This window comes from Pseudomonas sp. 1 R 17 (assembly GCF_900067035.1).
Lineage (GTDB): Bacteria > Pseudomonadota > Gammaproteobacteria > Pseudomonadales > Pseudomonadaceae > Aquipseudomonas > Aquipseudomonas marginalis.
Genome location: NZ_FKLB01000006.1, coordinates 43195 through 69750, shown reverse-complemented (window position 1 = coordinate 69750; position 26556 = coordinate 43195). Strand labels below are relative to the sequence as shown.

The window sequence follows — 26556 nt, the reverse complement described above, 5'->3', positions numbered from 1 at the left end:
TGCCTTAATAAGCTGCGCTGGTGTCATCAAGTAGTCAGTGTACGCAGCAGGTTCTTGTAGTCCTCGCGAATATCCGCGTCGGATTCCTTAAGTTCGTTGATCTTGCGGCACGCGTGCAAGACCGTGGTGTGGTCGCGGCCGCCAAACACGTCTCCGATTTCCGGCAGGCTATGGTTGGTCAACTCCTTGGAGAGTGCCATGGCCACCTGACGAGGACGAGCCACCGAGCGCGAACGGCGCTTGGACAGCAAGTCGGAAATCTTGATCTTGTAGTACTCGGCCACCGTGCGCTGGATGTTATCCACACTCACCAGTTTGTCCTGCAATGCCAGCAAGTCTTTCAGGGATTCGCGAATCAGCTCGATGGTGATGTCCCGGCCCATGAAGTGAGAGTGCGCGATGACACGCTTGAGCGCACCTTCCAGCTCACGCACGTTGGAACGGATGCGTTGGGCGATGAAAAACGCGGCGTCGTGGGGCAGATCGACTTTCGCCTGATCGGCCTTTTTCATCAGGATCGCTACGCGGGTTTCCAGCTCCGGCGGCTCTACCGCAACGGTAAGGCCCCAACCAAAGCGCGACTTCAAGCGTTCTTCCAGGCCTTCGATTTCCTTCGGGTAACGGTCACTGGTCAGGATGACCTGTTGGCCGCCTTCGAGCAGGGCGTTGAAGGTGTGGAAAAACTCTTCCTGGGAACGCTCCTTGCGCGCGAAGAATTGAATGTCATCGATCAGCAATGCATCAACGGAGCGGTAGAACCGCTTGAACTCGTTGATCGCATTGAGCTGCAGGGCCTTGACCATATCTGCCACGAAACGCTCCGAGTGCAGGTACACAACCTTGGCATTCGGGTTCTTCTTTAATAGGTGGTTACCCACAGCGTGCATCAAGTGGGTCTTACCCAAGCCAACGCCGCCATAAAGGAAGAGCGGGTTGTAACCATGCTTGGGGTTATCGGCGACCTGCCAGGCGGCCGCGCGGGCCAGCTGGTTGGATTTACCTTCGACGAAGTTCTCAAAGGTGAACGTGCGGTTCAGGTAGCTGGTGTGCTTGAGCGCACCTTCGACCTGCACCGTGCGCTGCTCGGCGCGGACCGGAGCCTGCTGGGAACTGGCACCCGCCATCGGATCGAAGCTGTCGCGGGACGGCTCTTCATTGATAGGCGCGTTGTTCTGCGACGAGGATTTCGAAGGCGTCTGGGCAACCGGCGCTGGCGAGTTATTAACAGGCGCCACAGGGGCTTGAGCCTGCGAGGCACTGGCTGCGAGCGGAGCATTCGGTGCAGCACGAGGTGCCGAGCTGCGTTTGCTGCCTATTAATAAGGAGAGCACGGGCGCAAGGCCATTGCCGTGTTCATCGAGCAATTCGAGAACGCGGCTCAGGTACTTCTCGTTGACCCAGTCGAGAACAAAACGATTGGGCGCATAGATACGCAACTCGTCGCCTTCGGCTTCGACCTGTAGCGGGCGGATCCAGGTGTTGAATTGCTGGGCAGGCAGCTCATCGCGCAAAAGCTCCACGCACTGCTGCCAAAGTTCCACTGACACGGATATCCCCTAAGTTGAAAGCCGGTGAGGCAAAAACAGCCGCCATTGTAGCGGCCAGCAGCCCACTTATCCACATGTAGGTTGCTCACAGGCCAGCCAAAATCAATGCCTTAACTGCAAAAAATGCGACAGATGGTCTGTGCATAAGCTCTGTGGATAAGCGGGCCTGAGCTCGTTGTACAAGTGGGGTCGAAAGTCTGTGGGTAACTGACCTGTGGATAACATGCCATTCCACACACAGCTTATCCGACAGCGCAGCACAGGCAGAGCACCGCTTCTCCCCCATGTTGTCATTCTCTGTACAGCACGTGGAATATGGCCTTAAGGCAGTTATCCACAGAGGATGGCCTGCCTAGCTTTTATAAGCTTTACAGAAAAGCTTTAAATAACTTCCTTCTTTATTTTTATATCTATGGCATTGCTCATGGAAGCAGAACGGAAAGAAAAGGTCTGGAGGCCCGTAAAGATCTAATTGAAGGAAAAGCTGGTTGGAAATTGACCTAGAGGCTTGCTTTCTCTAGAATCGCCGGTCTCTTAAAACGGGGGCCATTCCGGCCCGTTGTGGACGAACCAGGTAACAACGCCATGAAACGTACTTTCCAACCAAGCACCATCAAACGCGCCCGTACCCACGGCTTCCGTGCTCGCATGGCTACCAAGAACGGCCGTGCTGTCCTGTCGCGTCGCCGCGCCAAAGGTCGTGCGCGTCTGGCAGTTTGATAATCCGGTACTGGTGGTGAGTCAGGACTTCAGTCGGGAAAAGCGTCTGCTAACTCCCCGGCACTTCAAGGCAGTCTTTGACTCCCCCACCGGCAAGGTTCCGGGGAAAAATCTCCTGCTCCTTGCGCGTAACAACGATCTTGATCACCCCCGTCTCGGGTTGGTGATCGGCAAGAAGAGCGTAAAGCTCTCCGTTGAGCGCAATCGCCTCAAGCGTCTGATGCGCGAATCGTTTCGCCTCCACCAGGACACTCTGGTTGGTTGGGATATTGTTATCGTCGCGCGCAAAGGCTTGGGGGATGTAGAAAACCCCGAATTGATTCAGCATTTCGGCAAGCTCTGGAAACGTCTGGCGCGTACCAACAAACCAGCACCAGCAGTCAGCACCGAAACTGTAGGGGTAGACAGCACCGATGCGTAAACTGGCACTCGTTCCGATCCAGTTTTATCGCTATGCCATTAGTCCTCTGATGGCCAGCCACTGTCGTTTCTACCCCAGTTGTTCCTGCTACGCGTTAGAGGCCATAGAAAATCATGGTCTTCTGCGCGGTGGCTGGCTGACCTTTCGTCGTTTAGGTCGCTGTCATCCGTGGAATCCCGGTGGTTATGACCCGGTTCCACCTATCCCTACCTCCCGTTCTTCTTCGATGGCCGAGTAATCATGGATATTAAACGCACGATCCTGATCGTCGCCCTGGCAATCGTGTCCTACGTCATGGTCCTTAAGTGGAACCAGGACTATGGCCAGGCTGCCCTGCCGACTCAGAATGTTGCTGCCAATGCTGTTCCAGCGGGGCTTCCCGATACAGTAAGTGGCACCAATACTGCCGCCAGTGATGACATTCCACGGGCAGCGGGCGAAACAAAAGCACCTGCCGAAGTTGCAGTTGCCGCAAGCACCGACCTCATCCAGATCAAGACGGATGTGTTGGACCTGGCTATCGACCCGCAAGGTGGCGATGTTGCCAAGCTGACACTTCCGCTGTATCCGCGTCGTCAGGATCACCCGGAAATCCCATTCCAGTTGTTCGATAACGGTGGCGAACGTGTTTACCAGGCACAAAGTGGCCTGATCGGTACCAACGGCCCTGATGCGAGTGCAACCGGTCGTCCGATTTTCTCTGCGGAGAAGAAGAGCTATCAACTGGCAGATGGCCAAGACCAACTGGTCGTGGACTTGAAGTTCAGCAAGGACGGCGTCAACTACATCAAGCGCTTCACACTCAAGCGCGGCCTGTACGACATCGTTGTCACCTATTTGATCGACAACCAGAGCGCCCAGCCTTGGACCGGCGCAATGTTTGCGCAGCTCAAGCGTGACGCCAGTTCCGATCCATCGTCCAGCACTGCGACGGGTACCGCGACTTACCTGGGCGCTGCCCTGTGGACAAGTTCGGAGCCGTACAAAAAAGTATCCATGAAAGACATGGATAAAGTGGCCGAAGACAAAACCAAGGCGCCGATCACCTATAACGTGAACGGTGGCTGGGTAGCCTGGCTGCAACACTACTTTGTGACCGCGTGGATTCCTCAGCCCGGCCAGAACAATGCAGTACTGGCGCGCAAGGACAGCAAAGGCAACTACATCATCGGCTACACCGGCCCGGCGTTGACCGTGGCTCCAGGTGCCAAGGCTGAAACCAGCGCTACCCTGTACGCCGGCCCGAAAAGCCAGGCGGTGCTGAAAGAGTTGTCCCCAGGTCTGGAACTGACTGTGGACTACGGCATCCTGTGGTTCATTGCCCAGCCGATCTTCTGGCTGCTGCAACATATCCACAGCATCGTCGGTAACTGGGGCTGGTCGATCATCTTCCTGACCATGCTGATCAAGGGGATCTTCTTCCCACTGTCGGCCGCCAGCTACAAGTCGATGGCGCGTATGCGTGCCGTGGCGCCTAAACTGGCCGCGCTGAAAGAACAACATGGCGATGACCGGCAGAAAATGTCGCAGGCCATGATGGAGCTGTACAAGAAAGAGAAGATCAACCCGCTGGGTGGATGCTTGCCGATTCTGGTACAGATGCCGGTATTCCTGTCGCTGTACTGGGTACTCCTGGAAAGCGTGGAAATGCGCCAGGCACCGTTCATGCTGTGGATAACTGACCTGTCGATCAAAGACCCGTTCTTTATCCTGCCGATCATCATGGGCGCGACCATGTTTATCCAGCAGCGCCTGAACCCGACGCCGCCGGATCCGATGCAGGCCAAGGTGATGAAAATGATGCCAATCATCTTCACCTTCTTCTTCCTGTGGTTCCCGGCTGGCCTGGTTCTGTACTGGGTGGTCAACAACGTGTTGTCGATCTCTCAACAGTGGTACATCACACGTAAAATCGAAGCGGCTACCAAAAAAGCCGAGGCGTAATTTACTCTGTGGATAACCACTCAAGACGCCCCCTAGTGGGGCGTTTTGCTTTCCGTCACTTTTATTCTGGAACCTGCTGATGAGCGCTCCTCGTGAAACCATCGCTGCTGTCGCTACCGCTCAGGGTCGCGGCGGTGTCGGTATCGTTCGTATTTCCGGACCGCTCGCCGGGATTGCCGCGAAGGCCATCAGCGGGCGTGAGTTGAAGCCGCGCTATGCCCATTACGGCCCCTTCCTCGGCTCTGGTGAGGAAGTATTGGACGAAGGCCTGGCCCTGTATTTCCCGGGACCCAACTCTTTCACGGGTGAAGACGTACTGGAATTGCAGGGGCACGGCGGCCCGATCGTTCTGGATATGTTGCTGCAACGCTGCCTGCAGTTGGGTTGCCGCCTGGCTCGCCCGGGTGAGTTCAGTGAGCGGGCATTCCTCAACGACAAGCTCGACCTGGCACAGGCCGAGGCGATTGCCGATTTGATCGAGGCCAGTTCTGCGCAAGCTGCACGCAATGCGCTGCGCTCTCTGCAGGGCGCTTTTTCCCTGCGTGTGCATAACTTGACCGAACAGTTGATCAGCCTGCGCATCTACGTCGAGGCGGCGATTGATTTTCCTGAAGAGGAAATCGACTTCCTTGCCGATGGCCATGTATTGGCGATGCTGGATAAGGTCCGTGATGAGTTATCCAAAGTCCTGCGGGAAGCCGGGCAAGGCGCGTTGCTGCGAGACGGGATGACCGTCGTGATCGCTGGGCGTCCCAATGCCGGCAAATCCAGCCTGCTCAATGCGCTGGCGGGGCGTGAAGCAGCCATTGTCACCGAGATCGCCGGCACCACCCGGGATATCCTGCGCGAACATATCCACATCGATGGCATGCCGTTGCACGTCGTCGACACCGCCGGTTTACGCGATACCGATGACCAGGTTGAAAAGATCGGCGTGGAACGCGCGCTCAAAGCCATCGGCGAAGCGGACCGGGTACTGCTGGTGGTGGACGCCACCGCGCCGGAGGCTGTGGATCCTTTTGCATTGTGGCCGGAATTCCTCGAGCAACGGCCGGACCCGGCCAAAGTCACCTTGATTCGTAACAAAGCCGACCTGACGGGTGAAGCCATTGCGATGGAAACCAGCGCTGATGGCCACGTCACTATCAGCCTGAGCGCCAAGTCTGCGGGGGAGGGCCTGGAATTGCTGCGTGAGCATCTCAAGGCCTGCATGGGTTACGAGCAGACGTCGGAAAGCAGCTTCAGTGCACGCCGCAGGCACCTGGAGGCGCTGCGCCATGCAAGCGCGGCATTGGAGCACGGCCGGGCGCAGTTGACCTTGGCGGGGGCGGGGGAGCTGCTGGCTGAGGATCTTCGCCAGGCGCAGCAGCTGTTGGGAGAAATTACCGGCGCATTCAGCTCCGATGATTTGTTGGGACGGATCTTCTCCAGCTTCTGTATCGGCAAGTAGCAGCAGGCTTGCCAGCGATAGCGGCCTGAAGAGCATTTTGATTCTTCAGGCCTTCATCCATCACCAGTTGTACGAAACAGTCCCAAGCAGTGTACGACTGTCACCCCAATAGCAGCGGCCCGCGTCGTTGCAGCCAGAAACATACTCCTTGTCGAACAGGTTCTTGGCGTTCACGTCCACTGACCAGTGCTTGTCGATCTGATAGCCGACGGCTGCATCCACCAGAGTGACGCTCCCAGCATCCAGCTTTCCGTACAGGCTTGGCTGGGTGTAAGAAAACGTACTGTCGAAATAGCGCACACCGCCGCCCAGGGACAAGCCCTTGAGTTGGCCATCGAGGAAGCGGTACTTGCCCCACACCGAGGCCTGGTTGCGCGGAACCCCCGTCATCTGATGCCCCTCGACCAGCGAGGTAGCCGAGTCCTTGGTAATACGAGCGTCAGTGTAGGTGTAGGCTGCGGTCACATTCAGGTTGGGCGTGATGTTGCTGTTCACCTCGACCTCGGCCCCTTTGGCCCGGCTTTCGCCCACCTGGCGGTAGCTGTTGGTGGTGGCGTCGAGGTAGGTGTCATCTTCCTTGCGCAAGTCATACACCGACAGGGTCATCGCTGTATCCCAGCCGACCGGTTCGTACTTCACACCCACTTCGTACTGACTGCTGGTGATCGGCTTCAACGGTGAACCGGCGTTGGAGATCTGCTGTACAGGCACAAATGCGGTGGAGTAGCTGACGTACGGCGTCAGGCCGTTGTCGAACTGGTACATCACCCCGCCCTGGTAGGTAAACTTGCGGTCTTCGGAGCCGGTATTGCTGGTCTTGTTGACCTTGTCGCGGAAATCACTGTCGACCCAGTCCTGGCGGCCACCCAGCAGGAACAACCAGTGGTCATACTTGCTCTGGATTTGTGCATAAACACCCTTCATCTGCTGCTCGAGCAAGGTGTTTTGCACAGCCACCGGGGTAAGCGGCTCACGCAGGTACACGGGGTTATACACATTGATGGTGCCGGCGAAGCCTGCGTCCCAATCCTGGTTGAACGAGGTGCGGTCATAACTGGCGCCGAACAGCACCGTATTTTCCAGGTCCCCGACCTGGAATTTGCCTTCCAACTGGTTATCCAGGGAGTAGACCATCGATTTGTTGTAGCGGTCGTAGGCCGTCATGTTCAGTTGGGTGCCGAAACCGCCATTGTTCAATGTGCCCGGCCAGGTTTCATGACGGTTGATGCGCGATTGCATGTACCGCGAGTTCTGGCGGAACTGCCACTCATCATTGAAGCTGTGGCTGAATTCGTAGCCGCTGCTCCAGGCTTCACGTTCGAACGTATTCCAGTCCGGGTCGCCGAGCATGGTGTGCTTGGACAGCTTTCCGTTCGGATTTGTAAGCAAGGTCCCCGCGGCGGGTAGGCCGAGTTCGAGATTGGTGTGGTCCTTTTGGTAATTGGCCAACAGAGTGAGCGTGTTGAAGTCGTCGAAATTCAGGGTCAATGAAGGCGCGATGTACAGGCGATCATCAGGAACATGGTCAGTCTGCGTATCAGACTTGCGGCCGAGCATCACCACCCGACCAAGGATATTGCCGCTATCGTTGAGTGGACCAGAGATATCCACACCCAACTGACGCCGATTATTCGAGCCATAACCGAGCTGCACTTCACCCTGCGGCGTGGCAGTCGGATGTTTGCTCACCAGGTTCACTAAGCCCCCAGGCGCGTTTTCACCGTACAGCAGGGAAGAGGGCCCACGGAAGATTTCGACCCGCTCCAGGCCATAAGGCTCACTGGTGGTGTCGTACCGATTGCCTTGTACGCGCAGGCCATCTCGCAGCAGGCCGTAGCCGTAATCCGTGGCATTGAAACCGCGGATGAAGAACAAGTCACCCGCGAGACCGTCGCCAGCAGCAAAGGGTGGCGCGAAAATACCTGGCACGTAGCCCAATACTTCAGTCAGGGTCTGCGACTTCTGGTCCTTGATGCGCTGGCCGGTGACGACCGATACCGAACGCGGTGTTTCCGACAGAGGTGTGCTGGTCTTGGTACCGATACGGCTGTTTTGCGCTTTGTAGCCCACATCCCCGGCAATCTCCTGAGTGAACCCAGCCTGTTGATAAGTGCTGACCGTGGTGGGCGCGAGCGTGAGTTGCCCTGTAGGAATGGCCTGCAGGACATAGCTGCCAGGCGCCTGGACTACCGCTTGTAACCCCGAGTTCTGCAGCAACAATGCAAAGCCTTGCTCAACCGAATAGTCACCTTCCAGCCCGGTTGTATTCAAGCGCGCGGTTTGCTGGGGCGAGAAAGACAGAATCACATTCGCCCTGGCGGCAAATTGGCTCAAGGCATTGTCCAGGGGACCGGCCGCAATGACGTAATGCTGCACCGCGCTGGCGGCCATGGCGTCACTGGATAGCAAAACACCGGCTGTGGCTGCCGTGCCGAGCAGTAGGCTGCACGTCATACCGTGGTAGGAAAGTCGCTGGCGGAGCTTGGTGCGAAGGCGCATAGGTGGGTAAGCCCTGAAGGTGGCGTCGTGATTACCTTTAGGGCCGTGCCAGGTAAAAAAAAGATAACCCCTTGTGAGGATATTTTTTGCGATCAGGCGATTCGCTCCACCGAAACCCAATAGCGAGTGAAGTATTTCACCTGAATGGGCAAGGTTGCCTGCAGATTCGCCAGTACCGCATCGGTGGAATCCAGGCGGAAAGTCCCGGAAACACGTAGGCGTGCACAAGCCAAGTCGCATTTCAGGACACCGGCACGGTAGCGGGAAAGGTCTTCGATCACATCCCCGAGGCGAGCATCCAATACGATCAGCTGCCCATCGACCCAGGCTGCCTGGGATCCGCTATACGTGTGGTCAAGCCCTATGTTTTGACGATCAAAGTCAGCGCTTTCACCGGCACCGAGCAGTCGAGCATGGTTGGGCCGGTCACCAGGGGACACACTCACGCGATCCTTCAGAACACCGACACGCGTGGAATCTGGCAGCTGGCGCACTGTAAACCGAGTACCCAGTGCCTGGACTCGGCCTTGGCGGGTTTCGACATAAAAGGGCGTGTGCCCGCCCAACTTGCCGGTGTGGATAAGTACTTCACCTTCACGCAGCCGGATCAAACGTTGGCGCCCGTCGAATATCACGTCAATAGCGGTGCTGGTATTCAGATCAATCCGCGTGCCGTCAGCCAATGCGATACGCCGGCGTTCACCCACAGACGTCCGGTAGTCGGCCCATACATTGCCCAGGGAGGTGTGTTGCTGGACATTCCAGCCCAGGCACCCGGTACCGCCCATTACCAGCATCCACTTCAATACCTGACGACGTTGTTGCGTGGCCGACAATGCCCGGCGGGTGAAATCCTGGGGCAGGGCGCCGAGACTGCGCTGCAATTGCTCCATCTGGTTCCACGCCGCCTGATGGGACGGATCGCCGCTGAGCCATTGTTGCCAGGCAAGGCGTTCAGCAGCCGTAGGCGTTTGGGATTGAAACTGTACATACCAGTGAGCAGCGGCCTCGAAGGTCTTGCGATCGGGGGCGGCCATTACAGGCTGGCCATGATCAGCGAGCATTCAGTCAATGCACGGATCATGTGCTTCTTCACCGTGGTCAGCGACACCTGCAGTTCATCGGCGATCTGTTGATAAGTCAGCCCCTCGATCTGCGACAACAGGAAGATCCGTCGCGCTCGCTCACCGAGTCCGGACAGGGCTTTATCCACAGCCACCAGCGTCTCGATGATGATGGCTTTGTCTTCTTCATTGATGGCCGTGGCTTCAGGCCGTTCGGCCAAGGTTTGCTTGTAGGCCTGTTCGATGGCATGCCGGCGATAACGGTCAATCACCAGGCCCCTGGCGATGGTCGCCAGGTAGTCACGCGGTTCAACGATCTGCGCCGCATGCCGCCCACCCAGAATGCGCACGAACGTATCGTGCGCCACATCGGCTGCATCGCAGGCGTTATGCAACTTACCTTTGAGCCACCCGTGCAACCAGGAGTGGTGCTGCTCGTAGATGTTCTGAACCGCAGCCGTGTGTGAAGAAGGGGACATAGGGCATGACAAGCTAAGTTAATGATAATCGCTATTATTAACTGCCTGGCTGTTTTCTCACAATAGATCTCTTTTTGACGTGCTCACCCCCGAATAGAAAGATTCGGTTGGCTTCGTCGTGGGCGAAATTCACACGATTGCACGGATTTCTGTGGATTAAGCCCTGTGAATAACCGCCCGTGTGCCCAGTTGATAACAGGGCTCGAAACCTGAGTAAAAACCCATCTGTGGATAACCACCTGTTTAATCCACAGGCTTAAGGCACTTATCCAAGGGCCTCATTGGCACATGACCACAGACTTTTGAATCGCTGTACACATTGTAAATAAAGGCCTGTAGAGATCTATCCACAGAAACGGTGCCCAGTAGAAATAAACATAAAAACAAAGATTTAATAAATTTCTCTCTTTTAATTTCTATTGTCTGTGATTCATCCACAGCTGGTTAAATTTTGTGCAAAGGGTTCTTTAGGAAGGGCGAAGTCCCTATACTTGCCGCCAAAGCTCCAAAACCCTTTCAACAAACAATTCCTGATTACCTACATAAGCAGGCACGAGGTGCGTGGTGGATTTCCCTTCCCGTTTTGAAGTGATCGTCATCGGCGGCGGTCATGCCGGTACCGAGGCAGCACTGGCGTCAGCACGCATGGGCGTAAAAACCCTGTTGCTGACGCATAACGTGGAAACCCTCGGCGCCATGAGTTGCAACCCCGCCATTGGTGGGATCGGCAAAAGCCACCTGGTCAAGGAAATCGACGCCCTTGGTGGCGTGATGGCCGAGGCTACCGACAAGGGTGGTATTCAATTTCGCGTGCTCAACAGCCGCAAAGGCCCGGCCGTGCGTGCCACTCGGGCCCAGGCAGACCGCATCCTGTACAAAGCCGCGGTCCGCGAAACCCTGGAAAACCAGCCCAACCTGTGGATATTTCAACAAGCCGCCGATGACTTGATCGTCGAACAGGACGTGGTTCGCGGTGTTGTCACCCAAATGGGCCTGCGTTTCTTCGCAGAATCCGTGGTGTTGACCACCGGTACGTTCCTCGGCGGACTTATCCACATCGGCATGCAGAACTATTCGGGTGGCCGCGCCGGTGATCCGCCGTCGATTGCCCTGGCAAAACGCCTGCGCGAATTGCAGCTGCGCGTCGGTCGCCTGAAAACCGGGACCCCACCGCGTATCGACGGGCGTTCCGTGGATTTCTCGGTGATGACTGAACAAGCTGGCGATACACCGATTCCGGTAATGTCGTTCATGGGTTCCAAGGAGCAACACCCCAAACAGGTGAGCTGCTGGATTACCCATACCAATGCGCGCACTCACGAAATCATTGCCGCGAACCTCGACCGTTCGCCGATGTACTCCGGGGTGATCGAAGGTATTGGCCCACGTTACTGCCCGTCGATCGAAGACAAGATCCACCGCTTTGCCGACAAGGAAAGCCATCAGGTGTTCATCGAGCCCGAAGGCCTGACTACCCATGAGCTGTACCCGAACGGGATTTCCACTTCCCTGCCGTTCGATGTGCAAATCCAGATCGTGCAATCGATTCGCGGCATGGAAAACGCACACATCGTGCGTCCGGGCTACGCCATCGAATACGACTACTTCGACCCGCGTGATTTGAAGTACAGCCTGGAAACCAAGGTTATCGGCGGTCTGTTCTTCGCTGGGCAAATCAACGGCACCACCGGCTACGAAGAAGCCGGCGCCCAGGGTTTGCTGGCCGGGACCAACGCCGCATTGCGTGCACAAGGCAAAGACAGCTGGTGCCCGCGTCGCGATGAAGCGTATATCGGCGTGTTGGTCGACGACCTGATTACCCTGGGAACCCAGGAACCGTATCGGATGTTCACTTCCCGAGCGGAATACCGCCTGATCCTGCGGGAAGACAACGCCGACCTGCGCCTGACCGAAAAAGGCCGTGAACTGGGGCTGGTCGACGATGCGCGCTGGGCGGCCTTCTGCAAAAAACGCGAAAGCATCGAGCTTGAAGAGCAGCGCCTGAAAAGTACCTGGGTTCGCCCCGGGACCGAGCAGGGCGACGCGATTGCGGAAAAATTCGGCACGCCGCTGACTCATGAATACAACCTGCTGAACCTGCTGTCCCGTCCGGAAATCGACTACGCCGGTCTGGTCGAAGTGACAGGCGGCGGCGCCGATGATCCACAGGTTGCCGAGCAGGTCGAAATCAAGACCAAGTACGCCGGTTACATTGACCGCCAGCAGGACGAGATCGCTCGTCTGCGCGCCAGTGAAGACACCAGGCTGCCTGTGGATATCGACTACACCGGTATTTCCGGATTGTCGAAAGAAATCCAAAGCAAGCTGGGGATAACTCGCCCCGAGACCCTCGGCCAGGCTTCACGTATCCCGGGCGTCACCCCTGCAGCTATTTCGCTGTTGATGATTCATTTGAAAAAACGCGGCGCGGGCCGTCAGTTGGAGCAAAGCGCTTGAGTTCGTTGGTCACCTCGCAACACGCCGAAGAGTTATCCACAGGTGCGCGCCAATTGGGCGTGGACTTGACCGAGGCCCAGCACGATTTGCTGCTGGGTTACCTGGCCCTGTTGATCAAATGGAACAAGGCTTACAACCTGACGGCTGTGCGTGATCCCGACGAAATGGTTTCCCGTCACTTGCTCGACAGTCTGAGCGTGATGCCGTTTATCGAAAACGGTCGTTGGCTCGATGTCGGCAGTGGTGGCGGTATGCCTGGCATCCCACTGGCTATCCTGTTTCCTGAATCGCAAGTGACCTGCCTGGACAGCAACGGCAAGAAAACCCGCTTCCTGACCCAGGTCAAGCTCGAACTCAAGCTGGATAACCTGCAAGTTATCCACAGTCGCGTCGAAGCCTTCACGCCTGAACTGCCGTTCAACGGAATTGTTTCCCGGGCGTTCAGCAGCATGGAGAACTTCAGCAACTGGACCCGTCACCTGGGCGACCGCGACACCCGCTGGCTGGCAATGAAGGGCGTCCATCCAAGCGATGAGCTGTTAGCATTGCCGGCAGACTTCCACCTCGATAGCGAACATGCCTTGGCCGTACCCGGTTGCCAAGGCCAACGCCATCTGCTGATACTGCGCCGCACGGCATGATTGGGAACACAAGCAAGAATGGCTAAGGTATTCGCGATAGCGAACCAGAAAGGTGGCGTGGGCAAAACCACCACCTGCATCAACCTCGCAGCATCCCTGGTCGCCACCAAGCGCCGGGTGCTGTTGATCGATCTCGATCCACAGGGCAACGCCACCATGGGTAGCGGTGTGGATAAACACGGCTTGGAAAACTCGGTCTACGACTTGCTGATTGGCGAGTGCGACCTGGCCCAGGCCATGCACTACTCCGAGCATGGCGGTTATCAACTGCTGCCGGCCAACCGCGATTTGACTGCGGCGGAAGTGGTGCTGCTGGAAATGCAGATGAAGGAAAGCCGTCTGCGCAGCGCGTTGGCACCGATCCGCGAGAATTACGACTACATTTTGATCGACTGCCCACCGTCGCTGTCGATGCTCACGCTTAACGCATTGGTGGCTGCCGATGGGGTGATTATCCCCATGCAGTGCGAGTACTACGCGCTGGAAGGGTTGAGCGACCTTGTGGATAACATCAAGCGTATCGCCGAGCTGCTCAACCCGAACCTGCAGATCGAAGGCCTGCTGCGGACCATGTTCGATCCGCGCCTGAGCCTGATGAACGATGTGTCGGCGCAGCTCAAGGAACACTTTGGCGACCAGCTGTACGACACCGTGATTCCACGCAACATCCGCCTGGCCGAAGCGCCAAGCTATGGCATGCCCGCGCTGGCGTACGACAAATCATCCCGTGGTGCCATTGCCTACCTGGCATTGGCCGGCGAGATGGTTCGTCGTCAACGCCGCAACTCACGCACCGCTGCAGCCCAGCCAACTTAAGGAATCCCCATGGCCGTCAAGAAACGAGGTCTCGGACGTGGACTGGATGCACTGCTGAGTGGTCCGACCGTCACATCGCTTGAAGAACAAGCGGTGCAGGCTGACGAACGCGAGCTGCAGCACCTGCCCCTGGACCTGATCCAGCGCGGCAAATACCAGCCACGCCGGGACATGGACCCCCAGGCGCTGGAGGAACTGGCCAATTCGATCAAGGCCCAGGGCGTGATGCAGCCGATTGTGGTGCGCCCGATCGGCGGCGGCCGCTTTGAAATCATTGCCGGTGAACGCCGCTGGCGCGCCAGCCAGCAGGCAGGCAAGGACACCATCCCGGCGATGGTGCGCGATGTAACGGATGAAACCGCCATCGCCATGGCGTTGATCGAGAATATCCAGCGTGAAGACCTCAATCCGATCGAGGAAGCGATCGCCTTGCAGCGTTTGCAGCAGGAATTCCAGCTGACCCAGCAACAGGTCGCCGAGGCCGTGGGTAAATCCCGTGTCACCGTGTCCAACTTGCTGCGCCTGATCGCGCTGCCGGAAGTCATCAAGACCATGTTGTCCCATGGCGACCTCGAGATGGGCCACGCCCGTGCTTTGCTCGGTTTGCCGGAAAATCAACAGGTTGAAGGGGCGCGACACGTTGTCGCACGAGGGCTCACCGTTCGTCAGACCGAGGCCCTGGTTCGCCAGTGGCTCAGCGGCAAACCTGCACCGGTCGAAACGGCCAAACCTGATCCGGATATCGCGCGTCTCGAGCAGCGCCTGGCCGAGCGCCTGGGCTCTGCGGTACAAATTCGCCACGGCAAGAAAGGCAAAGGGCAATTGGTCATCGGATATAACTCCCTTGATGAGCTTCAGGGCGTCCTTGCCCACATCCGCTGAAACATTTGCTTATGTAGCGCGTGATCGGAAATCACTACCCGGCAGTTGAATAGGGGCAGAACCGCCCCTATACTCTGCGCGCATTTTGTCGGCACAAATTATGCCAAGTTATTGATTTCCGGCAGCCGACTATTGAGGAGCAAGAGTGATGGAAACCCGCACGCCAAACACGTTGCCCTTCCATCGCTTGGCTGTTTTTCCGGTTTTATTGGCTCAATTTGTCATCTTGCTGATCGCCGCATTGGCGCTTTGGTACTGGCATGGAGTCGTAGCCGGATATTCAGGACTTTGCGGAGGCCTGATAGCCTTGCTGCCCAATATGTATTTTGCTCACAGGGCCTTTCGGTTTTCCGGCGCCCGAGCAGCCCAGGCTATCGTCCGGTCTTTTTATGCCGGCGAGGCGGGGAAACTGATTTTGACGGCAGTGCTGTTTGCACTGACCTTTGCAGGTGTGAAGCCATTGGCGCCGCTGGCTGTATTCGGCGTCTTCGTGTTGACCCAACTGGTCAGCTGGTTCGCTCCCCTGCTGATGAAAACAAGACTTTCGAAACCTTAGGGCGTTTGAGGCAACCATGGCAGAAACAACCGCTTCGGGCTATATCCAGCACCACTTGCAGAACCTGACCTTCGGTCAGCTTCCCAACGGCGGCTGGGGCTTTGCCCACTCCGCAGCAGAAGCCAAAGAAATGGGCTTCTGGGCTTTCCACCTGGATACTCTGGGCTGGTCGGTCGCTTTGGGTCTGATCTTCGTCCTGATTTTCCGCATGGCGGCAAAGAAGGCGACTTCCGGTCAGCCAGGTGCTTTGCAGAACTTCGTTGAAGTACTGGTCGAATTCGTCGATGGCAGCGTGAAAGACAGCTTCCATGGCCGTAGCCCGGTGATTGCACCGTTGGCACTGACCATCTTCGTCTGGGTGTTCCTGATGAACGCCGTCGACCTGATCCCGGTTGACTGGATCCCTCAGTTGGCCATGGCGATTTCCGGCGACCCGCACATTCCATTCCGTGCCGTATCGACCACTGACCCGAACGCTACCCTGGGCATGGCCCTGTCGGTATTTGCGTTGATCATTTTCTACAGCATCAAGATCAAGGGCATCGGCGGCTTCATCGGCGAACTGACCCTGCACCCGTTCGGCAGCAAGAACATCTTCGTTCAAGCCCTGCTGATCCCGGTGAACTTCCTGCTGGAATTCGTCACCCTGATCGCCAAGCCGATCTCCCTGGCCCTGCGACTGTTCGGCAACATGTATGCCGGCGAGCTGGTGTTCATTCTGATCGCTGTGATGTTCGGCAGCGGCCTGCTCTGGCTTAGCGGCCTGGGCATTGTTCTGCAGTGGGCGTGGGCTGTGTTCCACATCCTGATCATCACCCTGCAGGCCTTCATCTTCATGATGCTGACCATCGTCTACCTGTCGATGGCGCACGAAGAGAACCATTAAGGCCAGTCTCGACTAGTCTGATGTCCTTCCCGGTGAAACGGGAAGGTGGCCCACCAGGGCTATGAAACGATTTGTTTTACCGCTTTAAAATCTAAAAAACCTAAACCATACGACGTAAAAGTCGGGAGGAAAGATGGAAACTGTAGTTGGTCTAACCGCTATCGCTGTTGCACTGTTGATCGGCCTGGGCGCCCTGGGTACTGCCATTGGTTTCGGCCTGCTGGGCGGCAAGTTCCTGGAAGGCGCAGCGCGTCAGCCAGAAATGGTTCCAATGCTGCAAGTTAAAATGTTCATCGTTGCCGGCCTGCTCGACGCCGTGACCATGATCGGCGTTGGTATCGCTCTGTTCTTCACCTTCGCGAACCCCTTCGTTGGTCAACTCGCCGGTTAATCACTCGTTTTTCGAGTGATTGGTGTGTTGTGCAACGAATGAGCGAGGTATTGGCGTGAACATTAATGCAACCATTATTGGTCAGTCCTTAGCGTTCTTGATTTTTGTCGTTTTCTGCATGAAGTTCGTATGGCCTCCGGTCATCGCGGCTTTGCACGAACGTCAAAAGAAGATCGCGGATGGACTGGACGCTGCCGCACGAGCAGCTCGCGACCTGGAGTTGGCCCAAGATAAAGCGGGTCAGCAACTGCGCGAAGCGAAAGCTCAAGCAGCCGAAATCATTGAGCAAGCCAAGAAACGCGGTAACCAGATTGTTGAAGAGGCTGTTGAAAAAGCCCGTATCGACGCTGACCGTGTGAAGGTTCAGGCTCAAGCCGAGATCGAGCAGGAACTGAACGGTGTCAAAGATGCGCTGCGTGCCCAACTGGGTGCTCTGGCCGTCGGCGGTGCTGAGAAGATCCTGGGTGCCACAATCGATCAAAACGCGCACGCGGAGCTGGTTAACAAACTGGCTGCTGAAATTTAAGCGAGGGCGATCATGGCAGAATTGACCACGTTGGCCCGACCTTACGCTAAGGCAGCCTTCGAGCACGCCCAGGCCCACCAGCAGCTGGCCTCTTGGTCAGCCATGCTCGGCCTGGCTGCAGCAGTGTCGCAAGACGGCACCATGCAGCGCGTGCTCAAGGCCCCGCGACTGACGAGCGCAGACAAGGCCGCCACTTTTATTGAAGTGTGCGGCGACAAGTTTGATGTGAAAGTGCAGAACTTCATCAATGTCATCGCCGAAAACGACCGTCTCCTGCTTTTGCCGGAGATTGCCGCTCTGTTCGACCTGTACAAGGCCGAGCAAGAGAAATCGATAGACGTTGAAGTGACCAGTGCTTTTGCATTGAACCAAGAACAGCAAGACAAACTCGCCAAGGTTCTCAGTGCACGACTCGACCGGGAAGTGCGCCTGCAAGTTGCGGAAGACCCATCCCTTATTGGGGGTGTTGTCATTCGCGCCGGCGACCTGGTTATCGATGGCTCGATTCGCGGCAAACTCGCGAATCTTGCCGAAGCATTGAAATCTTGAGTTTGAAGGGGCAGCAGAGCAATGCAGCAACTCAATCCTTCCGAAATAAGTGAAATTATCAAGGGCCGCATCGACAAGCTCGATGTGACCTCCCAAGCCCGTAACGAAGGCACTGTCGTCAGCGTATCTGACGGCATCGTGCGGATTCACGGTCTGGCCGACGTTATGTACGGCGAGATGATCGAGTTTCCGGGCGGCGTCTACGGTATGGCCCTCAACCTGGAGCAAGACTCCGTAGGTGCCGTTGTATTGGGCGCGTACACCAGTCTGGCTGAAGGCATGAGCGCCAAGTGCACTGGCCGCATCCTGGAGGTTCCGGTTGGTAAGGAATTGCTGGGTCGCGTAGTCGACGCACTGGGTAACCCTGTTGACGGTAAAGGTCCACTGGGCAACACCGAGACCGACGCGGTCGAGAAAGTTGCTCCAGGCGTGATCTGGCGTAAGTCGGTAGACCAGCCTGTACAGACTGGCTACAAGGCTGTCGATGCCATGATCCCAGTCGGCCGTGGCCAGCGTGAGCTGATCATCGGTGACCGTCAGATCGGTAAAACCGCTCTGGCGATCGACGCGATCATCAACCAGAAGAACAGCGGCATTTTCTGCGTCTACGTAGCGATCGGTCAGAAGCAATCGACCATCGCCAACGTCGTTCGCAAGCTGGAAGAAAACGGCGCCCTGGCCAACACGATCATCGTGGCTGCCAGTGCTTCGGAATCTCCTGCGCTGCAATTCCTGGCACCGTACTCCGGTTGCACCATGGGTGAATTCTTCCGCGACCGCGGTGAAGACGCGCTGATCGTTTATGACGATCTGTCCAAGCAAGCAGTGGCTTACCGCCAGATTTCCCTGCTGCTGCGTCGTCCACCAGGCCGTGAAGCCTACCCAGGCGACGTGTTCTATCTCCACTCCCGTCTGCTGGAGCGCGCATCCCGCGTTTCGGAAGAGTACGTAGAGAAGTTCACCAACGGCGCAGTGACCGGCAAAACCGGTTCCCTGACCGCACTGCCGATCATCGAAACCCAGGCTGGCGACGTTTCCGCGTTCGTTCCGACCAACGTGATTTCCATCACCGACGGTCAGATCTTCCTGGAATCGGCCATGTTCAACTCGGGCATCCGCCCTGCAGTGAACGCCGGTGTTTCGGTATCCCGTGTGGGTGGTGCCGCTCAGACCAAGATCATCAAGAAGCTCTCCGGTGGTATCCGTACCGCTCTGGCTCAGTACCGTGAACTGGCCGCATTCGCCCAGTTCGCTTCTGACCTGGACGAAGCGACCCGTAAGCAACTTGAGCATGGTCAGCGCGTTACCGAGCTGATGAAGCAGAAGCAATACGCCCCAATGTCGATCGCTGACATGGCGTTGTCGCTGTATGCCGCTGAGCGTGGGTTCCTGACCGACGTTGAAATCGCCAAGGTCGGCAGCTTTGAACAAGCGCTGATTGCTTACTTCAACCGCGATCACGCCGAATTGATGGCGAAGATCAACGTGAAGGGTGACTTCAATGACGATATCGACGCTGGCATGAAAGCCGGTATCGAGAAGTTCAAGGCCACCCAAACCTGGTAAGCCGCAGCGGGAGCCGCAAGGCTCCCGCTTGCTAACCTGATAGGTGTTACATGGCAGGCGCAAAAGAGATTCGCAGTAAGATTGCGAGCATCAAAAGCACGCAAAAAATTACCAGCGCCATGGAAAAAGTGGCGGTCAGCAAAATGCGCAAGGCACAAATGCGCATGGCTGCTAGCCGTCCTTATGCGGAGCGTATCCGCCAGGTAATTGGGCATCTGGCCAACGCCAACCCGGAATACCGCCACCCTTTCATGATCGAACGCGCCGTCAAGCGTGTGGGTTATGTGGTAGTGAGCAGTGACCGTGGTTTGTGCGGTGGTTTGAATACCAACCTGTTCAAGGCCCTGGTCAAGGACATGGCGGTAAACCGCGAAAACGGCGTCGAGATCGATCTGTGTGTTGTTGGTAGCAAGGGTGCGGCCTTTTTCCGCAACTTCGGCGGTAACGTCGTTGCAGCTATCAGCCACCTGGGTGAAGAGCCGTCGATCAATGATTTGATCGGCAGTGTGAAGGTGATGCTGGATGCGTACCTGGAAGGCCGGATTGACCGCCTCTCCGTGGTATCCAACAAGTTCATCAACACCATGACCCAGCAGCCAACCGTGGAGCAATTGATTCCACTGGTGGCGACTCCGGATCAGGAACTCAAGCACCACTGGGACTACCTCTACGAACCAGACGCCAAAGAGCTGCTTGACGGCTTGATGGTGCGCTACGTGGAGTCGCAGGTGTACCAGGCGGTGGTCGAGAACAACGCAGCTGAACAAGCGGCGCGGATGATCGCGATGAAAAACGCTACCGATAACGCCGGTGATCTGATCAGCGATTTGCAGCTGATCTACAACAAGGCGCGTCAGGCTGCGATCACCCAAGAGATCTCGGAAATCGTCGGCGGCGCTGCCGCGGTTTAACGGTTCAAATATTCAGAGGATCCAGCTATGAGTAGCGGACGTATCGTTCAAATCATCGGCGCCGTTATCGACGTGGAATTTCCACGCGACAGCGTACCGAGCATCTACAACGCGCTGAAAGTACAAGGCGCGGAAACTACTCTGGAAGTTCAGCAGCAGCTGGGCGACGGCGTAGTTCGTACCATTGCGATGGGTTCCACCGAAGGCTTGAAGCGCGGTCTGGACGTTATCGACTCCGGCGCTGCCATCTCCGTACCGGTCGGTAAAGCGACCCTGGGCCGGATCATGGACGTACTGGGCAACCCGATTGACGAAGCTGGCCCGATCGACACTGAAGAGCGCTGGGGCATTCACCGTCCAGCACCTTCGTTCGCGGAACAAGCTGGCGGCAACGACCTGCTGGAAACCGGCATCAAGGTTATCGACCTGGTTTGCCCGTTCGCCAAGGGCGGTAAAGTCGGTCTGTTCGGTGGTGCCGGTGTAGGCAAGACCGTAAACATGATGGAACTGATCCGTAACATCGCCATCGAGCACAGCGGTTATTCCGTGTTCGCCGGTGTGGGTGAGCGTACTCGTGAGGGTAACGACTTCTACCACGAGATGAAGGACTCCAACGTTCTGGACAAAGTGGCACTGGTCTACGGTCAGATGAACGAGCCGCCGGGAAACCGTCTGCGCGTGGCACTGACTGGCCTGACCATGGCCGAGAAGTTCCGTGACGAAGGTAACGACGTTCTGCTGTTCGTCGACAACATCTACCGTTACACCCTGGCCGGTACTGAAGTATCCGCACTGCTGGGCCGTATGCCTTCCGCAGTAGGTTACCAGCCGACCCTGGCTGAAGAGATGGGCGTTCTGCAGGAACGTATCACTTCGACCAAGGAAGGTTCGATCACTTCGATCCAAGCGGTATACGTACCTGCGGATGACTTGACCGACCCATCGCCTGCGACCACCTTCGCCCACTTGGACGCCACCGTCGTTCTGTCCCGTGACATCGCTTCCCTGGGTATCTACCCAGCGGTCGATCCACTCGACTCGACTTCGCGCCAGCTGGACCCGAACGTGATCGGCCAGGAGCACTACGACACCGCTCGCGGCGTTCAGTACGTGCTGCAGCGTTACAAAGAACTGAAGGACATCATTGCGATCCTGGGTATGGACGAGCTGTCGGAAGCCGACAAGCAGTTGGTAAACCGTGCTCGTAAGATCCAGCGCTTCTTGTCGCAGCCGTTCTTCGTGGCTGAAGTCTTCACCGGTGCTTCGGGTAAATACGTTTCCCTGAAAGACACCATTGCTGGCTTCAAAGGCATCCTCAACGGTGACTACGACCACCTGCCAGAACAAGCGTTCTACATGGTCGGCGGCATCGAAGAAGCGATCGAGAAAGCCAAGAAACTGTAATCCAGGCGCCCGGAAACGGGCGCTCATCAGGTTGAGGCAATCAGATGGCTATGACAGTCCATTGCGATATCGTCAGCGCGGAAGGGGAAATCTTCTCCGGTCTGGTAGAAATGGTGATTGCACACGGCGAACTCGGTGACCTGGGTATTGCCATGGGCCACGCGCCATTGATCACCAGCTTGAAGCCAGGTCCGATCACTCTGACCAAGCAAGGCGGGGAAAAGGAGGTGTTTTACATCTCCGGTGGTTTCCTTGAGGTTCAGCCGAACATGGTCAAGGTACTTGCCGACACCGTGCAACGTGCTGGCGACCTGGATGAAGCCTCCGCTCAGGAAGCCGTCAAGGCTGCCGAGAAGGCCCTGAACGAAAAGGGTGCGGACTTCGACTACAGTGCTGCTGCTGTACGTCTGGCCGAGGCTGCAGCTCAGCTGCGCACGCTCCAGCAGATCCGCAAGAAGTAAGCGGCGAAGCCGTGACGCTTATGCGCGATTGATTAAAAAGGGTAGCCTCGGCTACCCTTTTTCTTTTTTAGCAAAACACATCTTTGGTCTGAAGCCGGACCGCCCAGGATTGGTAGCCATTCATGTCTCTTGAAATCGTCATTCTCGCCGCAGGCCAGGGCACCCGCATGCGTTCGGCCTTGCCCAAGGTGCTGCACCCGGTCGCGGGCAATTCCATGCTTGGGCATGTTATCCACAGCGCTCGTCAATTGGACCCACAACGTATCCACGTGGTGATCGGCCACGGTGCTGATGTGGTGCGCGAGCGCCTGGCGGCGGATGACCTGAATTTCGTATTACAGGACAAACAACTGGGCACCGGCCACGCCACCGCGCAAGCTGTGCCGTTCATTACCGCTGACACCGTGCTGATCCTCTACGGTGACGTGCCGCTGATCGAAGTGGAAACCCTGCAACGCCTGCTCAAGCATGTGGCGCCCGGCCAGATGGGCCTGCTCACCGTTGAGCTGGATGACCCCACCGGTTACGGGCGCATCGTGCGCGGTGCCGACGGCAAGGTCGCGGCGATCGTCGAGCACAAGGACGCCAGTGAAGCCCAGCGGGCTATCACCGAAGGCAACACCGGCATCCTTGCGGTGCCTGCCAATAAGCTCGCCGACTGGATGAGCCGCCTGTCCAACAACAACGCCCAGGGCGAGTACTACCTCACCGACGTGATCGAGATGGCCGTGAGTGATGGCCTGCTGGTCGCCACCGAACAGCCCCACGACCCCATGGAAGTGCAGGGCGCCAATGATCGCAAGCAGCTTGCAGAGCTCGAGCGTCACTACCAACTGCGTGAAGGCCGCCGCCTGATGGCCCAGGGCGTGACCCTGCGCGACCCTGCGCGTTTTGACGTCCGCGGTGAGGTCACCGTGGGCCGCGATGTGCTGATCGACATCAACGTGATCCTTGAAGGCCGCGTGATCATCGAAGACGACGTGGTCATTGGCCCGAACTGCGTGATCAAGGACAGCACCCTGCGCAAGGGCGTGGTGATCAAGGCCAACAGCCATATCGACGGCGCCGTAATGGGCGAGGGCAGCGATGCCGGTCCGTTTGCGCGGTTGCGTCCGGGCACTGTGATGGGCGCCAGGGCGCACGTCGGCAATTTCGTCGAACTGAAAAACGCGCAAATGGGCGACGACGCCAAGGCCGGTCACCTGGCTTACCTGGGGGATGCGGTGATCGGTGCGCGCAGCAACATCGGCGCTGGCGCGATCACCTGCAACTACGACGGTGCCAACAAGTACCAGACCACCATTGGCGAGGACGTATTCATCGGCTCGAATAATTCGCTGATTGCACCTGTAACGATCGGCGATGGTTCGAACACTGCCGCGGGCTCAACCATCAACCAGGATGTGGATAAGTCCCAACTGGCCGTGGCCCGTGCACGCCAACGTAACATCGATGGCTGGAAACGCCCGGTCAAAATCAAAAAGACCTGAGTTATCCACAGCCTCATCAGCAGCGCTATCCAAATGTGGGAGGGGCTTGCCCCCGATGGCGGATTTTCAGTCAATGTTTTAGTCGACTGATCTCCTGCAATCGGGGGCAAGCCCCTTCCCACATTTGTCGTGCGTTGCTTGAAAAATCTGTTTCCGACGCTTGACGATATCTTCTCAATAGGTTTTGATTGCCTTCGTTATCTTTCGAAACGAAACTTATCATCGCCATGTCGAAACGAAATACACCCCAACGACGCCACAACATCCTGACCTTGCTCAACGAACAGGGCGAAGTCAGCGTGGACGAACTGGCCAAGCGTTTCGAAACCTCGGAAGTCACTATCCGCAAGGACTTGGCCGCGCTCGAAAGTAACGGCCTGTTGCTGCGTCGTTATGGTGGCGCGATCACCATGCCTCAGGAACTGGTCGGCGACCCCGCCCAACCGGTCTCGGCCTACAAACGTGCGATCGCCCGTGCTGCGGTGATGCGTTTGCGTGAACACGCCCGCATCATCATCGACAGCGGCAGCACCACCGCCGCCATGATCCCGGAACTGGGCCACCAGCCCGGCCTGGTGGTCATGACCAACTCCCTGCACGTGGCCAGCGCCTTGAGCGAACTGGAACACGAACCGGTGCTGTTGATGACCGGCGGCACCTGGGACCCGCATTCGGACTCGTTCCAGGGCCAGGTCGCCGAGCAGGTGTTGCGTTCCTACGACTTTGATCAACTGTTCATCGGCGCCGACGGTATCGATCTGCAGCGTGGCACCACCACCTTCAACGAATTACTGGGCCTGAGCCGTGTGATGGCCGAGGTCGCCCGTGAAGTGGTGGTGATGGTCGAATCCGACAAGATCGGCCGCAAGATTCCCAACCTGGAACTGCCCTGGAGCAGCGTCCATACCCTTATTACCGATGATCGCCTGCCGCTTGAGGCCCGCGACCAGATCCAAGCCCGCGGCATTACGCTGATATGCGCGGCAATCATCTAGGAGAAGCACCATGTGTGGAATTGTTGGCGCAGTCGCCGAACGTAACGTAACGGCCATCCTGCTTGAAGGCCTCAAGCGCCTGGAATACCGCGGCTACGACAGCGCGGGCGTGGCCGTCTTCACCAACGCGGGCAAGCTTGAGCGCATGCGCCGCCCAGGCAAGGTCAGCGAGTTGGAGCAGGCGTTGGCCGGCGAGCCGCTGGTAGGTCGCCTGGGGATTGCCCACACCCGCTGGGCTACCCACGGCGCACCGTGCGAGCGTAATGCCCACCCGCACTTCTCCGGTGACTTGGCGGTGGTGCACAACGGCATCATCGAAAACCACGAAGTGCTGCGCGAACAACTCAAGAGCATGGGCTACGTGTTCACCTCGGACACCGACACCGAAGTCATCGCCCACCTGCTCAACCACAAGCTCAAGGACCACAGCGACCTGACCACCGCCCTCAAGGCCACGGTCAAGGAACTGCACGGCGCCTACGGTCTGGCCGTGGTCAGCGCCAGCCAACCGGACCGCGTGGTTGCCGCCCGCAGTGGCAGCCCGCTGGTGATCGGCCTGGGCCTAGGAGAGAACTTCCTCGCCTCCGACCAACTGGCCCTGCGCCAGGTGACCGACCGCTTCATGTACCTGGAGGAGGGCGATATTGCTGACATTCGCCGTGAAAGCGTGGCGATCTGGGACGTGAACGGTAATTCCGTCGAACGCGAAGCCGTGCAATATCGCGACGGTGCCGAGGCCGCCGACAAAGGCGAGTTCCGCCACTTCATGCTCAAGGAAATCCACGAACAGCCATCCGTGGTGCAACGCACCCTGGAAGGCCGCCTTGGCGACAAGCAAGTGCTGGTCAATGCCTTCGGCCCGAAAGCCGCCGAGCTGTTCGCCAAAGTGCGCAATGTGCAGATTGTCGCCTGTGGCACCAGCTACCACGCCGGCATGGTTGCCCGTTACTGGCTGGAAGAACTGGCCGGCATCCCGTGCCAGGTCGAAGTCGCCAGCGAGTTCCGCTACCGCAAGGTAGTGGTGCAGCCCGACACCCTGTTCGTGACCATTTCCCAGTCCGGCGAAACCGCCGACACCCTGGCCGCGCTGCGCAACGCCAAGGAACTGGGCTTCCTCGCCAGCCTGGCGATCTGCAACGTCAGCATCAGCTCCCTGGTACGTGAGTCCGACCTGACCCTGCTGACCCAGGCCGGTCGCGAAATCGGCGTGGCCTCCACCAAAGCGTTCACCACCCAGTTGGTTGGCCTGTTGCTGCTGACCCTGTCCCTGGGCCAGGTTCGCGGCACCTTGGCTGCTGGCGTCGAAGCCACCCTGGTGGAAGAACTGCGCCGCCTGCCGACCCGCCTGGGCGAAGCCTTGGCCATGGACAGCACCGTGGAAAAAGTCGCCGAGCTGTTCGCCGACAAGAACCACACTCTGTTCCTCGGCCGTGGCGCGCAGTACCCGGTGGCGATGGAAGGCTCGCTGAAGCTCAAGGAAATTTCGTACATCCACGCCGAAGCCTACCCGGCCGGTGAGCTCAAGCACGGCCCGTTGGCCCTGGTGGACGACGACATGCCGGTGGTCACCGTAGCGCCGAACAACGAACTGCTGGAGAAGCTCAAGTCCAACCTGCAGGAAGTCCGCGCCCGTGGCGGCCAACTGATCGTGTTCGCCGACGAAAAAGCCGGCATGACCAACGGCGAAGGCACCCACGTCATCAACATGCCGCACATCCACGACACCCTGTCGCCGATCCTCTACACCATCCCGCTGCAACTGCTGTCGTACTACGTCGCCGTGCTCAAAGGCACCGATGTTGACCAGCCGCGCAACCTGGCGAAGTCGGTGACGGTGGAGTAACCCGCTCCACCCTGGAGGCCCGCCCGGGTCTCCAGGTACCCGCGAAAGGACGCGCCTT

25 protein-coding genes are annotated in these 26556 nt (G+C 57.7%); 21 read left to right on the top strand and 4 right to left on the bottom strand.

Features of this window, described 5'->3' with window-relative positions; genetic code table 11:
* Window positions 1-26 precede the first annotated feature (26 nt).
* Window positions 27-1547 (bottom strand): chromosomal replication initiator protein DnaA, encoded by a 1521-nt coding sequence (gene dnaA, locus BFP99_RS00385; protein WP_065926809.1) that lies wholly within the window; start codon window positions 1545-1547, stop codon window positions 27-29.
* Between the two features lie 585 nt (window positions 1548-2132).
* Here dnaA and rpmH point away from each other — a divergent pair.
* The 5 genes from rpmH (at window position 2133) to mnmE (ending at window position 6082) form a co-directional block, all read left to right on the top strand.
* Window positions 2133-2267: a 50S ribosomal protein L34 gene (gene rpmH / locus BFP99_RS31615; protein ID WP_003213577.1), complete on the top strand. Its 135-nt coding sequence runs from the start codon at window positions 2133-2135 to the stop codon at window positions 2265-2267.
* Between the two features lie 16 nt (window positions 2268-2283).
* On the top strand, window positions 2284-2688 hold the full coding sequence (gene rnpA, locus BFP99_RS31610; RefSeq protein ID WP_053128141.1) for a ribonuclease P protein component: 405 nt from the start codon (window positions 2284-2286) through the stop codon (window positions 2686-2688).
* Window positions 2681-2926 (top strand): membrane protein insertion efficiency factor YidD, encoded by a 246-nt coding sequence (gene yidD / locus BFP99_RS31605; RefSeq protein WP_010207715.1) that lies wholly within the window; start codon window positions 2681-2683, stop codon window positions 2924-2926. The genes rnpA and yidD overlap by 8 nt, the downstream gene beginning before the upstream one ends.
* Before the next feature lie 2 nt (window positions 2927-2928).
* Window positions 2929-4632, top strand: coding sequence for a membrane protein insertase YidC (gene yidC, locus BFP99_RS00375; protein WP_065926808.1), 1704 nt, complete (start codon window positions 2929-2931; stop codon window positions 4630-4632).
* A 79-nt stretch (window positions 4633-4711) separates the two neighbouring features.
* Complete coding sequence (mnmE, locus tag BFP99_RS00370) at window positions 4712-6082, top strand: tRNA uridine-5-carboxymethylaminomethyl(34) synthesis GTPase MnmE (RefSeq protein ID WP_065946447.1); 1371 nt, start codon at window positions 4712-4714, stop codon at window positions 6080-6082.
* Between the two features lie 60 nt (window positions 6083-6142).
* Here mnmE and BFP99_RS00365 read toward each other — a convergent pair whose 3' ends face one another.
* The 3 genes from BFP99_RS00365 to BFP99_RS00355 all read right to left on the bottom strand — a co-directional run bounded on the left by BFP99_RS00365 (window position 6143) and on the right by BFP99_RS00355 (window position 10124).
* Complete coding sequence (locus BFP99_RS00365; protein ID WP_065946446.1) at window positions 6143-8581, bottom strand: TonB-dependent siderophore receptor; 2439 nt, start codon at window positions 8579-8581, stop codon at window positions 6143-6145.
* A gap of 92 nt (window positions 8582-8673) precedes the next feature.
* Window positions 8674-9618: a FecR domain-containing protein gene (locus BFP99_RS00360; protein ID WP_065946445.1), complete on the bottom strand. Its 945-nt coding sequence runs from the start codon at window positions 9616-9618 to the stop codon at window positions 8674-8676.
* Entirely contained in the window at window positions 9618-10124 is a 507-nt protein-coding gene (locus BFP99_RS00355; protein WP_065926804.1) for a sigma-70 family RNA polymerase sigma factor, read from the bottom strand. Before BFP99_RS00355 ends, BFP99_RS00360 begins: the two co-directional genes overlap by 1 nt.
* Window positions 10125-10688: 564 nt before the next feature.
* On the opposite strand from BFP99_RS00355, the gene mnmG reads away from it, so the two are divergent.
* The 16 genes from mnmG to glmS all read left to right on the top strand — a co-directional run bounded on the left by mnmG (window position 10689) and on the right by glmS (window position 26498).
* Window positions 10689-12581 (top strand): tRNA uridine-5-carboxymethylaminomethyl(34) synthesis enzyme MnmG, encoded by a 1893-nt coding sequence (mnmG, locus tag BFP99_RS00350; RefSeq protein ID WP_065946479.1) that lies wholly within the window; start codon window positions 10689-10691, stop codon window positions 12579-12581.
* Complete coding sequence (rsmG, locus tag BFP99_RS00345; protein WP_065926803.1) at window positions 12578-13222, top strand: 16S rRNA (guanine(527)-N(7))-methyltransferase RsmG; 645 nt, start codon at window positions 12578-12580, stop codon at window positions 13220-13222. The genes mnmG and rsmG overlap by 4 nt, the downstream gene beginning before the upstream one ends.
* 18 nt (window positions 13223-13240) lie before the next feature.
* Complete coding sequence (locus tag BFP99_RS00340) at window positions 13241-14038, top strand: ParA family protein (protein WP_016978715.1); 798 nt, start codon at window positions 13241-13243, stop codon at window positions 14036-14038.
* 9 nt (window positions 14039-14047) lie between these two features.
* Window positions 14048-14920 carry a ParB/RepB/Spo0J family partition protein gene (locus BFP99_RS00335; protein ID WP_027608174.1) on the top strand — a complete coding sequence of 291 codons (873 nt, stop codon included), beginning with the start codon at window positions 14048-14050 and terminating at the stop codon, window positions 14918-14920.
* 148 nt (window positions 14921-15068) lie between these two features.
* Window positions 15069-15476, top strand: coding sequence for a F0F1 ATP synthase subunit I (locus BFP99_RS00330; RefSeq protein ID WP_010565865.1), 408 nt, complete (start codon window positions 15069-15071; stop codon window positions 15474-15476).
* Window positions 15477-15492: 16 nt separating this feature from the next.
* Window positions 15493-16362, top strand: a complete 870-nt coding sequence (atpB, locus tag BFP99_RS00325; RefSeq protein ID WP_017736231.1) for a F0F1 ATP synthase subunit A — start codon at window positions 15493-15495, stop codon at window positions 16360-16362.
* Between the two features lie 133 nt (window positions 16363-16495).
* The gene (gene atpE, locus BFP99_RS31600) at window positions 16496-16753 is read left to right on the top strand and encodes a F0F1 ATP synthase subunit C (protein WP_002555987.1); all 258 of its coding nucleotides are present in this window, start codon (window positions 16496-16498) and stop codon (window positions 16751-16753) included.
* A gap of 55 nt (window positions 16754-16808) precedes the next feature.
* On the top strand, window positions 16809-17279 hold the full coding sequence (locus BFP99_RS00315; RefSeq protein ID WP_008439543.1) for a F0F1 ATP synthase subunit B: 471 nt from the start codon (window positions 16809-16811) through the stop codon (window positions 17277-17279).
* Window positions 17280-17291: 12 nt separating this feature from the next.
* On the top strand, window positions 17292-17828 hold the full coding sequence (locus BFP99_RS00310) for a F0F1 ATP synthase subunit delta (RefSeq protein WP_065926802.1): 537 nt from the start codon (window positions 17292-17294) through the stop codon (window positions 17826-17828).
* 21 nt (window positions 17829-17849) lie between these two features.
* Window positions 17850-19394 (top strand): F0F1 ATP synthase subunit alpha, encoded by a 1545-nt coding sequence (atpA, locus tag BFP99_RS00305; RefSeq protein WP_003177064.1) that lies wholly within the window; start codon window positions 17850-17852, stop codon window positions 19392-19394.
* A gap of 50 nt (window positions 19395-19444) precedes the next feature.
* Window positions 19445-20305, top strand: coding sequence for a F0F1 ATP synthase subunit gamma (gene atpG, locus BFP99_RS00300; protein ID WP_003195829.1), 861 nt, complete (start codon window positions 19445-19447; stop codon window positions 20303-20305).
* Window positions 20306-20332: 27 nt separating this feature from the next.
* Complete coding sequence (gene atpD, locus BFP99_RS00295; RefSeq protein ID WP_003177062.1) at window positions 20333-21709, top strand: F0F1 ATP synthase subunit beta; 1377 nt, start codon at window positions 20333-20335, stop codon at window positions 21707-21709.
* A 44-nt stretch (window positions 21710-21753) separates the two neighbouring features.
* On the top strand, window positions 21754-22170 hold the full coding sequence (locus BFP99_RS00290; protein ID WP_003177061.1) for a F0F1 ATP synthase subunit epsilon: 417 nt from the start codon (window positions 21754-21756) through the stop codon (window positions 22168-22170).
* A 122-nt stretch (window positions 22171-22292) separates the two neighbouring features.
* Window positions 22293-23660, top strand: a complete 1368-nt coding sequence (gene glmU, locus BFP99_RS00285) for a bifunctional UDP-N-acetylglucosamine diphosphorylase/glucosamine-1-phosphate N-acetyltransferase GlmU (RefSeq protein WP_065926801.1) — start codon at window positions 22293-22295, stop codon at window positions 23658-23660.
* A gap of 227 nt (window positions 23661-23887) precedes the next feature.
* Window positions 23888-24655 (top strand): DeoR/GlpR family DNA-binding transcription regulator, encoded by a 768-nt coding sequence (locus BFP99_RS00280; protein WP_027608178.1) that lies wholly within the window; start codon window positions 23888-23890, stop codon window positions 24653-24655.
* Between the two features lie 10 nt (window positions 24656-24665).
* The gene (glmS, locus tag BFP99_RS00275; protein ID WP_065946444.1) at window positions 24666-26498 is read left to right on the top strand and encodes a glutamine--fructose-6-phosphate transaminase (isomerizing); all 1833 of its coding nucleotides are present in this window, start codon (window positions 24666-24668) and stop codon (window positions 26496-26498) included.
* Window positions 26499-26556 lie beyond the last annotated feature (58 nt).

Excerpts from the sequence above, each read along its gene's own strand:
- yidC (WP_065926808.1), top strand. The coding sequence starts at position 2,929 with ATGGATATTAAACGCACGATCCTGATCGTCGCCCTGGCAATCGTGTCC.
- BFP99_RS00365 (WP_065946446.1), bottom strand. The coding sequence starts at position 8,581 with ATGCGCCTTCGCACCAAGCTCCGCCAGCGACTTTCCTACCACGGTATG.
- atpG (WP_003195829.1), top strand. The coding sequence starts at position 19,445 with ATGGCAGGCGCAAAAGAGATTCGCAGTAAGATTGCGAGCATCAAAAGC.
- atpB (WP_017736231.1), top strand. The coding sequence starts at position 15,493 with ATGGCAGAAACAACCGCTTCGGGCTATATCCAGCACCACTTGCAGAAC.
- BFP99_RS00335 (WP_027608174.1), top strand. The coding sequence starts at position 14,048 with ATGGCCGTCAAGAAACGAGGTCTCGGACGTGGACTGGATGCACTGCTG.
- glmU (WP_065926801.1), top strand. The coding sequence starts at position 22,293 with ATGTCTCTTGAAATCGTCATTCTCGCCGCAGGCCAGGGCACCCGCATG.
- yidD (WP_010207715.1), top strand. The coding sequence starts at position 2,681 with ATGCGTAAACTGGCACTCGTTCCGATCCAGTTTTATCGCTATGCCATT.
- rpmH (WP_003213577.1), top strand. The coding sequence starts at position 2,133 with ATGAAACGTACTTTCCAACCAAGCACCATCAAACGCGCCCGTACCCAC.
- BFP99_RS00290 (WP_003177061.1), top strand. The coding sequence starts at position 21,754 with ATGGCTATGACAGTCCATTGCGATATCGTCAGCGCGGAAGGGGAAATC.
- atpE (WP_002555987.1), top strand. The coding sequence starts at position 16,496 with ATGGAAACTGTAGTTGGTCTAACCGCTATCGCTGTTGCACTGTTGATC.
- mnmE (WP_065946447.1), top strand. The coding sequence starts at position 4,712 with ATGAGCGCTCCTCGTGAAACCATCGCTGCTGTCGCTACCGCTCAGGGT.
- BFP99_RS00330 (WP_010565865.1), top strand. The coding sequence starts at position 15,069 with ATGGAAACCCGCACGCCAAACACGTTGCCCTTCCATCGCTTGGCTGTT.
- atpA (WP_003177064.1), top strand. The coding sequence starts at position 17,850 with ATGCAGCAACTCAATCCTTCCGAAATAAGTGAAATTATCAAGGGCCGC.
- BFP99_RS00340 (WP_016978715.1), top strand. The coding sequence starts at position 13,241 with ATGGCTAAGGTATTCGCGATAGCGAACCAGAAAGGTGGCGTGGGCAAA.
- BFP99_RS00280 (WP_027608178.1), top strand. The coding sequence starts at position 23,888 with ATGTCGAAACGAAATACACCCCAACGACGCCACAACATCCTGACCTTG.
- BFP99_RS00355 (WP_065926804.1), bottom strand. The coding sequence starts at position 10,124 with ATGTCCCCTTCTTCACACACGGCTGCGGTTCAGAACATCTACGAGCAG.
- BFP99_RS00310 (WP_065926802.1), top strand. The coding sequence starts at position 17,292 with ATGGCAGAATTGACCACGTTGGCCCGACCTTACGCTAAGGCAGCCTTC.
- BFP99_RS00360 (WP_065946445.1), bottom strand. The coding sequence starts at position 9,618 with ATGGCCGCCCCCGATCGCAAGACCTTCGAGGCCGCTGCTCACTGGTAT.
- glmS (WP_065946444.1), top strand. The coding sequence starts at position 24,666 with ATGTGTGGAATTGTTGGCGCAGTCGCCGAACGTAACGTAACGGCCATC.
- atpD (WP_003177062.1), top strand. The coding sequence starts at position 20,333 with ATGAGTAGCGGACGTATCGTTCAAATCATCGGCGCCGTTATCGACGTG.